At 37.0% G+C, this 13,383-nt stretch carries 9 protein-coding genes and 1 pseudogene; 1 reads left to right on the top strand and 9 read right to left on the bottom strand.

Going from position 1 to position 13,383, the window contains the following annotated elements; all coding sequences use genetic code 11:
• Window positions 1–239: 239 nt before the first annotated feature.
• From metG to HT719_RS04580, 4 genes are all read right to left on the bottom strand, one after another.
• Complete coding sequence (metG, locus tag HT719_RS04595) at window positions 240–2,237, bottom strand: methionine--tRNA ligase (protein ID WP_172928388.1); 1,998 nt, start codon at window positions 2,235–2,237, stop codon at window positions 240–242.
• Between the two features lie 123 nt (window positions 2,238–2,360).
• Window positions 2,361–3,620 (bottom strand): ABC transporter permease, encoded by a 1,260-nt coding sequence (locus HT719_RS04590; RefSeq protein WP_172928387.1) that lies wholly within the window; start codon window positions 3,618–3,620, stop codon window positions 2,361–2,363.
• Between the two features lies 1 nt (window position 3,621).
• On the bottom strand, window positions 3,622–4,323 hold the full coding sequence (locus HT719_RS04585; protein WP_000811473.1) for an ABC transporter ATP-binding protein: 702 nt from the start codon (window positions 4,321–4,323) through the stop codon (window positions 3,622–3,624).
• Window positions 4,307–5,500, bottom strand: a complete 1,194-nt coding sequence (locus tag HT719_RS04580; protein ID WP_172928386.1) for an efflux RND transporter periplasmic adaptor subunit — start codon at window positions 5,498–5,500, stop codon at window positions 4,307–4,309. Before HT719_RS04580 ends, HT719_RS04585 begins: the two co-directional genes overlap by 17 nt.
• A 287-nt stretch (window positions 5,501–5,787) precedes the next feature.
• On the opposite strand from HT719_RS04580, the gene gor reads away from it, so the two are divergent.
• Window positions 5,788–7,134, top strand: coding sequence for a glutathione-disulfide reductase (gene gor / locus HT719_RS04575; protein WP_172928385.1), 1,347 nt, complete (start codon window positions 5,788–5,790; stop codon window positions 7,132–7,134).
• 165 nt (window positions 7,135–7,299) lie between these two features.
• Here the strand turns inward: gor and HT719_RS04570 are convergent, their stop codons facing one another.
• From HT719_RS04570 to HT719_RS04555, 5 genes and pseudogenes are all read right to left on the bottom strand, one after another.
• Window positions 7,300–7,800: a hypothetical protein gene (locus tag HT719_RS04570; protein WP_000727307.1), complete on the bottom strand. Its 501-nt coding sequence runs from the start codon at window positions 7,798–7,800 to the stop codon at window positions 7,300–7,302.
• Window positions 7,797–8,420 (bottom strand): ATP-binding cassette domain-containing protein, encoded by a 624-nt coding sequence (locus tag HT719_RS04565; protein WP_000151031.1) that lies wholly within the window; start codon window positions 8,418–8,420, stop codon window positions 7,797–7,799. Before HT719_RS04565 ends, HT719_RS04570 begins: the two co-directional genes overlap by 4 nt.
• Window positions 8,417–10,399, bottom strand: a complete 1,983-nt coding sequence (locus tag HT719_RS04560; protein ID WP_172928384.1) for an ABC transporter permease — start codon at window positions 10,397–10,399, stop codon at window positions 8,417–8,419. Before HT719_RS04560 ends, HT719_RS04565 begins: the two co-directional genes overlap by 4 nt.
• Before the next feature lie 65 nt (window positions 10,400–10,464).
• Window positions 10,465–10,822: pseudogene (locus HT719_RS12000) on the bottom strand (hypothetical protein).
• 537 nt (window positions 10,823–11,359) lie between these two features.
• Complete coding sequence (locus HT719_RS04555) at window positions 11,360–12,682, bottom strand: ISLre2 family transposase (RefSeq protein WP_240156549.1); 1,323 nt, start codon at window positions 12,680–12,682, stop codon at window positions 11,360–11,362.
• Between the last annotated feature and the right edge of the window lie 701 nt (window positions 12,683–13,383).

The following is a 13,383-nucleotide window of genomic DNA, read 5'->3' as shown; positions in this document are numbered from 1 at the left end:
TAATACTCTTCGAAAATCTCTTCAAACCACGTCAGCGTCGCCTTACCGTAGGTATGGTTACTGACTTCGTCAGTTTCATCTACAACCTCAAAAACATGTTTTGAGCTGACTTCGTCAGTTCTATCTACAACCTCAAAACTGGTTTTGAGCAACCTGCGGCTAGCTTCCTAGTTTGCTCTTTGATTTTCATTGAGTATAAATAAAAAAACAGAACTAGTCTGAACTAGTCCTGTCTACTTTTACCCAATCACACTTCCATTTGGTACAGCTGGATCAACTGTAAGAAGGGTTAATTGTCCATCATGTTCAGCTGAGAGAATCATCCCTTGACTGACATATTTTTTCATCATCTTACGTGGTTTGAGGTTAGCAACGATTTGAACTTTCTTGCCGACCAATTCTTGTTCGTTTGGATAGTATTTTGCAATTCCTGAGAGGATTTGACGATCTTCACCATCACCTGCATCTAGGCGGAATTGAAGCAACTTATCAGAACCTTCTACTTTAGACACTTCTTTGACTTCTGCGACACGAATTTCAACCTTGTCAAAGTCTTCAAACTTGATTTCATCCTTGTTTAGTTTGAGTTCGACTTCGTCTGGATTCCATTCTTTTTCGACAGCTGGCTTGTTGCCTTCCATTTGTTCCTTGATATAGGCGATTTCTTCTTCCATATCCAGGCGTGGGAAGATTGGTGTTCCTTTGGCAACTACTGTTACACCCTCAGGGAAAGCAGCCAAAATCAAGTTTTCAAGACTAGAAACTTCTGCTAAGCCAAGTTGAGTCATAACCGCACGACTAGTTTCCATCATAAATGGTTCAATCAAGTGAGCGACGACACGAAGGCTGGCTGCCAAGTGGCTCATAACACTTGCCAATTGGTCACGAAGAGCTTCATCCTTGGCCAAGACCCATGGTGCGGTCTCATCGATGTATTTATTGGTACGAGAGATCAAAGTCCAGACTGCTTCAAGCGCACGTGGATAGTCAACTGCTTCCATGTGTGTATGGTAGTCTGCGATTGATTGTTCTGCAACCTCAGCAAGAGCATTATCAAACTCTGTTACACCCTCTACATAGGCAGGGATTTGTCCATCAAAATACTTGTTAATCATGGAAACAGTACGGTTGAGGAGGTTGCCAAGGTCATTAGCCAATTCGTAGTTGATACGGCCTACATAGTCTTCAGGAGTGAAGGTTCCGTCTGAACCAACTGGAAGGCTACGCATGAGGTAGTAACGAAGTGGATCTAGTCCATAACGCTCTACCAACATTTCAGGGTAAACGACATTCCCTTTAGATTTAGACATTTTACCATCTTTCATGACAAACCAACCATGGGCAATCAAACGATCAGGTAATTTAACATCCAACATCATAAGAAGGATTGGCCAGTAGATGGAGTGGAAACGAAGGATGTCTTTTCCTACCATGTGGAAGACTGTTCCATTCCAGAACTTGTCAAAGTTACTATGTTCGTCTTGACCGTAGCCAAGAGCTGTCGCATAGTTAAGAAGGGCATCAATCCAAACATAGACAACGTGCTTAGGATTTGATGGGACTGGCACACCCCATGTAAAGGTTGTACGAGAAACTGCCAAATCCTCTAAACCTGGCTCAATAAAGTTGCGAAGCATTTCATTCAGACGACCATCTGGAGTGATAAATTCAGGATGGGACTTGAAAAAGTCTACCAAACGGTCTTGGTATTTGCTGAGGCGAAGGAAGTATGATTCTTCGGATACCCATTCAACCTCGTGACCTGATGGAGCAATACCGCCAGTCACATTTCCAGCTTCATCACGAAATACTTCCGCAAGCTGGCTTTCTGTAAAGAATTCCTCATCTGAAACTGAATACCAACCAGAGTATTCACCCAAGTAAATATCATCTTGAGCAAGCAAGCGCTCAAAGACCTGTGCGACAACTTTTTCATGGTAGTCATCCGTTGTACGGATGAATTTATCGTATGAGATATCTAGTAATTGCCAGAGTTCTTTGACTCCAACTGCCATCCCATCAACATAAGCTTGAGGTGTGATGCCAGCTTCTTCAGCTTTCTGCTGGATTTTCTGACCATGCTCATCAAGACCTGTCAAATAAAAAACATCGTAACCCATCAGGCGTTTGTAACGTGCTAAAACATCACAGGCGATGGTTGTATAGGCAGATCCGATATGCAGTTTTCCAGATGGATAGTAAATCGGCGTTGTAATATAAAAATTCTTTTCAGACATAATTTTTCCTTTCCAGGCAAATGAAACCTGTTTTTCTAACACTTCATTATATCACATTTTTAAGGATTTTCGATAGGGAAATCCATACAAAAACAAGATAGACGAGTGTCCATCTTGTTGATCTTATTCATAACGAAGGGCTTCAATTGGATCAAGTTTCGATGCCTTGTTGGCTGGCAAGACCCCAAAAATCATACCCACACTAGCCGAAACTGCAAGACTAAATAGGGCAACTGGGATTGATACTCCAACTTCTATACCTTCTATTAAACCTTGCAGTAACAAACCTGCTAAGGCAGTTAAACCACTTGCAATTGTCAAGCCAATTAAGCCACCTAACAAGGTCAAAATCATGGATTCAATCAAAAACTGAATTAAAATATTGGCACGTGTTGCGCCCAAAGCCTTACGAAGACCAATCTCACGAGTGCGCTCTGTCACCGAAACCAGCATGATGTTCATGACACCAGTTCCTCCAACAAAGAGAGAAATCCCTGCGATGGAACTAATAATCGTCGTCATAAAACTAAACGATTGTTGAATTTCTGCAAATACAACGGACTCATCTGCCACCTGGTATTCTCCCTGTTGTAAGCCTGCAAGCTCTGTCATTTTTCGTGCCAGTTCTGGACCCAGAGTTGGGGTTAAACTGGTATCATTCACTCGAAAAACAATACTAGCTATTTCATCTACATTAAAATTCGCAGCAAGGGAGATATTGGTAGTAATAGGCAAGCCACCAAACCCATATATTTTTGACCTTTTAGCCTCCGAACTAGTATAAACCCCAATGACCCGGTAACTAAATCCATTGACTTCTACAACCTTGTTAATAGCCTCTTGAGGAGATTCAAATAAACTAATGGACAATTCCTCATCTAGCAAAATGACACTTGCAAACTCTTTGAAATCTTGCTCTCTCAGACTACGACCTGCAATAATTTCATTCTTAACAGCGTCCATGTAAGTTCTGTTTCCACCTGTCAAATTAGCATTCTCAACCTTTTTATCTTGATAGGTCAAGATGGCATTCGTTGAATTGGTTACATAGTAACTATCCACTCCCTTGAGTTTGGCTGCCTCTTGGACCCAGGATTCTTGCGGTTTTGGCGGTTCAACAGGAATTTCCTCTTCCTTTCCAGAAACCGTAAAAGCTGATTGTTTCTGAGTAAAAGACCCATCTTTACTTTTTTTAGGAGAGAAGAAGACGCTAATATTTTTCTGAGATTTGGTCATATCTTTATTAACTTGACGAGATAGGGAATCTCCCAAAGCCATAATCACAACAACTGATGAAACACCGATAATAATCCCAATCATGGTAAGCAAAGAACGCATCTTGTGAGCCATGATAGATGAAAAGGCAAATTTCAGATTCTGCATCTTAGTTTTCCTCCTTTCCTAACTGAGCACTGTCAGATGAAATGACTCCATCTCGAATGATAATCTGACGTTTAGCATAGGCAGCAATCTCAGGCTCATGCGTTACCATGATAATGGTTTTTCCTTCTTTGTTCAAGTCAACCAATAGTTGCATAATTTGATTCCCTGTTTTGGTATCCAAGGCTCCTGTCGGTTCGTCCGCTAGGATAATAGAAGGATTGTTTACCAAGGCACGAGCAATAGCCACACGTTGCTTTTGACCACCAGATAATTCCGAAGGCAAATGGTGACTACGTTCTGTCAATTCAACCTTGTCTAAATACTCCTCAGCCAACTTGCGCCGTTTTGAAGACGAAACTCCTGCGTAAATCAAGGGCAATTCTACATTTTGCAGAGCATTGAGCTTCGATAGAAGAAAGAACTGCTGAAAGACAAAACCGATTTGTTGGTTACGAACCTTGGCTAATTGTTTTTCACCCAGTCCAGCCACTTCTTGGCCTTCAAGATAATACTCTCCACTGGTTGGTGTATCCAACATGCCAATCGTATTCATCAGAGTGGACTTCCCAGAACCAGATGGTCCCATGATGGCAACAAATTCACCCTCATTCACTTCTAGATTGATGTTTTTGAGAACCTGCAGTTCTTGGTCACCATTGCGATAGCTTCTGCAGATATTTTTTAGACTAATTAGTTGCTTCATCAGCCTTCACCTCTTTTCCTTCTTCCAAGGAAGATGTTGGATTACTGATGACCTTAGCGCCATTTGTCAAACCAGAAGTGATTTCTTGATTTTCTGCGTCAGCATTTCCCAATGAAACCTCAACTTTTTTAGCCTTTTGTTGTTCATCCACAATCCAGACATAATTTTTACTATCATCCATTACTAGACTGCTGACAGGAACAAGAATAGCCTTGGTTTTGCTTTTAACCTCAATGTTGACAGAAAAACCTTGTTTCAAATCACCAACTTCGCCTGTCACATCAATAGTATAAGGGTATTTAGAACCTGTATTAGCCCCAGCTGCTGGACTAGCTGCTTCACCATTGTTTTTAGGATAGTCAGAAATATAGCTTAATTTCCCAGTCCATTTTTTATCAGGATATACTTTAGAAGTAAAGCTTACTTCTTGACCTACAGAAAGGTTGGCTAGATTGTACTCAGACAATTCTCCCTTGACTTGTAAATTTTCATTGCTGACAATATGAACCATAACTTGACTCGCCCCTGTTGGAGATTTAGAAACATTGCTATTGACTTCGACTACAGTTCCCTCTAGGGTACTGAGAACAGTTGTTGCATCCAATTGACTTTGAGCCTTGCTTAATTGCGCTGCAGCATCTGCACGCGCATCACGGGCATCACCCAATTGAGCGTCAATAGAAGCAAGAGAATTTCCAGCAACTGGAGTTGGACTTTGCACCGTTACATCTTCTCCTCCTGCTGGTGCAGGTAACTGGGGAGCTGAAGCAGCTTCATTTCGTGCTTGGTTGAGTTCGTTGATATGACGGTCTGCCTTCGCAACTGCTCGACTCGCTGAATCATAGGCCGCCTGGGCTTCTGAACTACTGTACTTGACTAAAGCCTGCCCTTCGCTGACCTTATCCCCCACAGAAACAAGGATTTCGTCTAAATCTCCCTTGCTAGCATCAAAATAAACGTATTGTTCATTTTTTGCCGTTACTGTTCCTGATAATAAAACAGAGGATGCCACGCTTCCTTCCTTGGCAACAACAAGATGAGTAGGTTCATCTTTTACAGCGGTTTGCGAGGGTTGTCTAAAGAGTAAAATCCCCCCGGCACCCAATACAACTACACTCGCAGCACCGATGGATGCATACAGTTGCCACTTTTTAGCTTTACCATTCTTTTTCTTCATAATGAAACTCCTTTTCTTTTTTACAATACTTTGCTATTATACCAAATTTCCCTCCAGCAAACAATGCAGTTCAGATGGAAATAATGACAGTTCAGGATTAAACAATCGTTCGGAAATCCTCCTTTTCTATTGTACTAGTTATATGATACACTATCTTGACTTATTTGGCAAGCTTTTTTGCAATTTTTTGTGCGTAGCAGATTTTTGCAATCAAATCAAAAAAAAGATAGAATATGACTATCAAAAAATGACACTCGACTATTTAAAAGAGTACAAAGGAGTTTTCAATGAGAGAATACGATATCATCGCTATCGGTGGAGGTAGCGGAGGAATTGCCACCATGAACCGTGCTGGTGAACATGGAGCCAAAGCGGCCGTTATTGAAGAAAAGAAACTAGGTGGAACCTGTGTCAATGTCGGCTGCGTTCCTAAAAAAATCATGTGGTACGGGGCGCAAATCGCTGAGACTTTCCATCAATTTGGAGAAGACTACGGCTTTAAGACTACTGATCCTAACTTTGACTTTGCTACCCTACGTCGCAATCGTGAAGCTTACATCGATCGCGCTCGTTCTTCTTATGATGGCAGTTTTAAACGCAACGGCGTAGAGCTGATCGAAGGTCATGCTGAATTTGTAGATTCTCATACTGTCAGCGTAAATGGTGAACTGATTCGTGCTAAACATATCGTGATTGCTACAGGTGCCCATCCAAGTATTCCTAATATTCCTGGTGCTGAGCTAGGTGGCTCTTCTGATGATGTATTTGCCTGGGAAGAACTTCCAGAGTCAGTTGCCATTCTAGGCGCTGGTTATATCGCCGTTGAATTAGCTGGCGTACTCCACACTTTTGGTGTCAAGACAGATCTCTTTGTTCGCCGCGATCGTCCTTTACGTGGTTTTGATTCCTACATCGTTGAAGGTTTGGTCAAGGAAATGGAAAGAACAAACTTACCACTTCACACTCACAAAGTCCCTGTCAAGTTAGAAAAAACTACTGACGGCATTACCATTCATTTCGAAGATGGTACTAGTCACACAGCTAGCCAAGTTATCTGGGCTACAGGCCGCCGTCCAAACGTTAAGGGCTTGCAACTTGAAAAAGCTGGAGTGACTCTGAACGAACGTGGCTTTATCCAAGTGGATGAATACCAAAATACTGTTGTTGAGGGAATCTATGCTCTAGGTGATGTAACAGGTGAAAAAGAACTGACTCCAGTTGCTATCAAGGCTGGACGTACTTTATCTGAACGTCTCTTTAACGGAAAAACAACTGCTAAAATGGATTACTCAACTATTCCAACCGTTGTCTTTTCACACCCTGCTATCGGAACTGTTGGCTTGACAGAAGAGCAAGCTATTAAAGAATACGGTCAAAACCAAATCAAGGTTTACAAATCAAGTTTTACTTCTATGTACTCTGCTTGCACCAGCAACCGTCAAGAATCCCGTTTCAAACTCATAACAGCTGCTTCAGAAGAAAAAGTTGTCGGACTTCATGGAATTGGCTACGGCGTTGATGAAATGATTCAAGGATTTGCTGTTGCTATCAAAATGGGAGCAACCAAGGCTGACTTTGATGCAACTGTGGCGATTCACCCAACTGCATCTGAAGAATTTGTAACCATGCGTTAATCGAAACAAAAGAAGCAAAGCAAAAAACACTTCTAAATATCAAAAAGCGAGTATTTCCGTAGTTGGAGATACTCGTTTTCTTATGTTTTATTTTATAGTATGTTGAAGTAAGATATGCAAAAATCAATTAACAAACCATAGCAAAATACAAGGATTATAATACAATCATTTATTCTTTTCTTTAAAAGATTCATATATTTTTTTATATAATTCTTTTATATCTTTTTTCTGAGAATTCAACTCTTCTTTACCGTAGTCAAAGTTTGCTACCACAAATCCCGCGCCATCATCAGAAAAAGTAAAAAATTCTATTTCAATTAGTTTATTATGCTTAGAGTCCTCTATGGTGTCTCCTAAACCATTATTGAATTTCTTCACTTCTTCTTCACGAACTCCGAACCCCGTAGCAGCTCCATTTGCAATGATGTTTGAAAATACTTCTTCTGAAGATGATACTTCTTTCACAGTTATGAAGTATATAGCTTCTTCCGTTTCTACTTGTCTCACTTTATTCCATTTTTCTGTATCACTAGAAGAAAGCGTATAGATTGTTAACTCTACCGTTGGCTTATTGATATTTTCTTTTGTAATCATTTGTTTTCCAAAAAAGAAAATGGCGAGTACCCCAGTTACAAAGATCAAAGCAATATAAATTTTCTTTTTCATAACTTATACCCTATATCTTTCATGTCAATTATCACATCAACTTCGTTATAGACAGCTGGATCATGCGTCGCTATAATGACATATTTATCTTCAGCTATTTCATTCAATAATAAGCGAATGATTTCTTTTCCAATCTCACCATCTAAAGCTCCTGTGGGCTCATCTGCTAAGATAATTTTACGTGGCTTCGTTAACATTCTGGCAATAGCTACACGTTGAGCCTGCCCTCCAGACAATTCATATATTTTTTGATGTAAATAGTCACTTGACAGTCCTACTTTTTCAAGTACGTCAGTTATTGTTTTTTTGTCTTTAGTGATAAGGCTCAGATTATCATATACTGTTTTGTTATCTATTAAAGAATAATTCTGAAATACATATCCAACAGTATTTTTAAAAAAAGTTCTTTCTTTTATCTTCCAAATATCTTGTTTATCAACTAAAACATTCCCACTGTCAATTTTTTCTAATCTTCCTATAATATTAAGAAGGGTACTTTTACCGGAGCCAGAACCTCCAATCAATGCATAGCTTTTTCCAGATTCAAATATTAAATTTAAGTCTGTAAAGATCTTCTTTGAGCCGAAACTTTTTGAAACGTTCAAAAGGTCAATTGTCATGATTCATCTCCTTTTAAAATTTTAGTGTAGCTTTCAGATAATTTTCTAAAACTCATTATGATTGACAACATCAAAACTAGCAGAGAAGCCGCTCCAATATATAGCAACTCTATTTGTCCTGTCATCAGAAATGTAAATAGAATAACCATTGTAATAGTCATCATAAAATATTTGAGACTTGAAATTGCTATATATGTTTTTGACAGACCCAAAATGATTTTTTTCACATATTCATTCTGTTTTAGAGTAATAAAAAGTTGGACATATTGATAAATGAGTATAAAGATAATACTGTAAATTATCTTCTGCAAGATTTGTGAAAGTAAAATTTGGTGCTCTAAGGATTGAATCTTTAATTTCACAATTTGGTAAACATCTACTGGATTCATTGAGAAATTCAACGGGACAGTCATCTCATTTATTTTTTTTATCGCTTCAGGACTAAAAAGAGATTTATATAGTATGTTACTAGCCAAAGAAAACTTATTATTTTCCATCATTTTGTCCGTATCTAACACAACAACTATATTATCTTTGCTATCTGCTAGACTTGCCATTGGTAAAATATCTTTATTTTTATGATCGATATCAGCATCCTCATTGAAATAAAAAATTTTATTACCATCAGGAATTATTTGTACTGCAAGCTGTTCTTTTGTATAGTTTGTTCCAATAAATTGTTCTGCTACAACTGTATTCTCAATAGATTTCTGGTTTTCTTTCCACTTCTCAGGAATATAAATGGTTGCTATCTTATTATCTAAAAGATGATAGTTTGTTCCATTCACTTTATTTTGTAGGTTAGCACCTGTTTGATTAATATAAATCAACTCTTTATTTATTTCTGGATTCGTTATTCCGTCATTTTCTAATTGTTTAGAAAAGTCTTCTAAAACATGAGATGTTTTCATAAAATCTGGAACATATGCCGAAGATCGTTCAATATATAAGAAATCTAAGTTTTTTAAGGCAGCAACTATCTGTAGATACTGACCATCTGAATCACTAACTTCTCCATTTTTAGCAGAGTTACTTTCAATTCCAAGGAACTCAATCCTTCTCCAGTCTTTTACTGTGTCCCACGGTACTAAATTCTGTATTTGTATGTTCATACTAGATTGACTACTCTTTGTTTCTTGTAAAAAAACTCCTGAGACAAGGATAATAATCGAAATAATAGCAAGCCATACGACAAAAATAAGCTTGTTTTTTGCCTTGTTTTTGATAATTTCAATGGGCTTTTCAATCTGAATCGTCGACCAAAATAAAACAAAGGTGATGAGATCAATGATTTGAAATAGTATAAAATTCGTTAAAAGCAGAGAGAAAAATAACTTAGAACTATAAGTGAAGAAACCATTTCCCAAAAAAGAACTGTAAGAAATCATCAATAAAGCCATCATAATCAGTTCAAAAATAAGAGAAATCACATACTCTCTTCTAAGATCGTATACAGGCAAGCCCAAAGAACGTCGTATCACTCCTTCTTTGATCTGCCTCGTCCTAACAACAAATAAAACAACTAATAAAGTTAAGTAAATGGAACCCATTAACAGTATTCTTAAAGTTCCAGTGAATTGTAATATTCCTCCTATATACCAAGGATAAGCCATATAGACTGTTTGTAGTCCAGTCATCGTAAGTGGTTTCAAACTGTCTACATCCATTTTCCCAAGGGTGTAATACATCCCTACTATTGGTGCTGACTTTAATTGTTCATTATTTACATCATCAAAGTTTACATACTTCAACTGACCCGAACTCTGAACGATTGGCTTGTAAATGGTAACCTTTTCCGTTTTTGATAAGTCACGAACCATTTCATATATTTCGTTATTAGAAAGATTACTTTTCCCTTGAATAGAGAAAGCACCATCAATTGGTAAAGGTATGGGGATTTCGGTATCACTAATAGTGACCAGACCAATTGTAGCAATCAAACAAAAGAAGAATCCAATGATACATAATTTTAATTTCATAAGCAATTACCATATTACAAAAGACCCTATTTTATAATTGGGTCTCCTGTTTTCATAAATTATTTTTAAAATCTATAATAATCCCAATATGCATTTAAGCGAACATCGTTCCAAGATTTTGTTGCACTTGAATATGCCCATCCATAATCTTTTTTTATCGTAAGCTTTAACGGTTCCCCAATAATTCGTTACTGAAGATTTTGAACCAATATTATCTGGAGAACTAACAAAGTAATTTGAATAACCATAGTTATCATCTACACCATACTGCCATACATCAATAATGGGACTTGGAGCAGGGTGTGCTGTAGTTGCACTAACAACACTAGCTGCAGTAGCAAAGCTAAAACTGAAAACACTTGCAGCTAGAAAAACAGATGCTTTCTTATTAATTCTTTTTTTTAATTTTACTTCTCCTTGGATTAAAATATTTGATGAAGACTAAGTAATAGTCCCCTTTTTAGTCCCTCCATATTACTTTAATATGAATTGATTATATTTAGGTTTTTAATCACCGTTATGGTATCTAGAGTCGTTAAAATATCTCATAACTACCCCTCCTTTTAAAATTGAACACATCTAAATGCATCCGTTTACATTTTTAATATAACACTTATTTTTTACTTTGTCAAGTATTTACTAGTATATGTATGTGTCGCGATTTTTGAGAAACGCCAAAATCACATATAAATATATGCAGATACACGAAAGGGCTAAACATTTTTGTATGCTCAGCCCTTGACAATGATTTTTTCTTATGCTATCATTTTAGTTGACTGAGTAATACAAGTGTGGTTTGTGTTACTCTGCGGAGTTGGAGGCTCATTTCCAACTCCTTTTTTCGTTGTTTTTTATATCTCTATTATACCAAAATCAGGATAAATGTCAATTATTCCACGTCAAAAAAGCCCAAATCTCTCTAGAAATTTTTGTTTTTTTATATTAGTTATTTTACTGAAGTTATTTCATCTTAAATATCTTTTCTATACTTTCATGTAAACGGGGGAGTTTATAATCTTTAGACTCATTTTTAGGACGAACACTATCCGCACTGATATGATCCAATGACGTATACTTATCATAGTCCTCCTTCCATTCTCCAAAAAATAAATCTCTTAATTTTCCTTCACGTTCTAACAATATCATATTCGCTACGGCTATCCCACCTTCACTTGTCCAATACATCCCTCTATGCTTCATTCTATACGTTATTTTTCTATGCTGGCTCTCCATAATCCCAATACCTGCCTTTGGAAGTCCTCTCATCTCCGCTGGTTTCGTATACTGAAAATTCCTCATTAACCTACTCGAATAATATTCAAATTTTTCCTCTCCCTCTTCACTACTAATCAAAGATTCTATAGTATCTAGTGAACGCCTTAATAATTTCTTATTATGCTCTCTAATAGCTTGAAATAAGTCTTCTCTCAATTCTCTCGGATAAAACTTTGTAAATTCTTTGATTTCTTTATTCAAGTGATATTCGTCCCAAAAATGCTCATGCCTCTTAACATTAAATGATTTAGCAATTTCAGTAAATACATGTGGTGTATAACCCTTACCACAGTCAGAATTGGTAACTAGTACGGTCTCATTTGTAATTTCATATTCATTTTCCAATAAATCCAACAATTCTCTACGAGCTGAGCGATTATCTAATCGGATAATCTCTTTTTTATTTTCTAGCTCAAAACGATTTGGACTGATCTGTTTTGAACCTGTATGAACTACAAAATGTGATAAATCCATATTCTTTTTTTCAGAACCATCTTCAGATGTTTTCACATATACACCATCTCCCTCTATGTAGATGATATCTGCTTTAATTTTTTCAATCTTCTTCTCTTCTTTAAAAAATCGATAATCATCCTTTTCTTCTAGTAATTGATTGGCTAATTTGACAACCTTATTGACGGTATCTTTAGTGACAGTTACATTATAAACCATCTCAATTGTCTCTCCTACCTGACGATAGGGTAGTTTTGTAGCTAGAACCGCGGCTTGATACAATAGTTCCTGTGAATGACGTACATTCTTCTCTAAGCCTAACATTTCATCAACTGGTATTCTACATTCACCATTCTTATACCAACGTTTTCTAGAAAAGGTCACTTCTCCAAATGTAAAAGCTACTGTACGTTCAGACTGATTTTTACAACGATATCCTTTAGATCTCATACTAGAGCTTATCGACTCATCATACTGTGCAATATGCTGTAAAAAATTTTGTTTTGTCTTTTCTTGTTCCTGACTACTAAATCTCAATTCATCAAATTGTTTCATACAATTTTTCATTTCCCTTTCAATTCTTATGAAAATTGTATGATTTTTAAAACAAGTCTTCAAATTTATTTTTGTTCCAAGAATAAAATAGGCTCTTTCTTTAAATTAAAATCAACGCCCTATTTATTATTGAAAAATACTAAAGTGATTTAATTGAGTATCAGAAGTTCAACTGTTTCTATTTCAAGGTCAAAATAAAAGCCTGATATAAGAACCAGGCTCAGTACGGTTGTCAAGATTATTATCTCGCAACCAATAGAAAATATTGATTTTGGTAAACTTCAACAATATCGTTTACTTTAGGATTAAAAGTTAACTCATTGATAGGAACATTTAGAGTATCGTTTGTGTGGAGTCGAATGATAATATGTGTATCTGAAACGTGAATAATTTGGTTATGTTTTTTATTTTTCATGTAGTACTAGTTCTCGTACATATAGGCAACCATGAGAGGTAGTGTTTTTGTGGATTTAAAGACCGTTTCATAACTTTGTCTTCCTTTTACTAGTCCGTACAATGTTATATGGTCATCTTCGGCTATAACTCTATTGTTGTATTCAGAAGGAATAGAAACCAAAATAATTTTATCATAGTCATCATTTATGGCTACACGCAGTGTATAGGCTTTCCCATCTTCCATAGCTTGTAAAACTTTACCATATACTCTTACTTTAGTATCTACGGCTATTTCATCATGATTC

Origin of the sequence: Streptococcus sp. k-378 (assembly GCF_013277505.1) — a bacterium.
Lineage (GTDB): Bacteria > Bacillota > Bacilli > Lactobacillales > Streptococcaceae > Streptococcus > Streptococcus pseudopneumoniae.
Note: the sequence above shows the minus strand (reverse complement) of the source record. Positions and strands in the feature narration are given on the sequence as shown.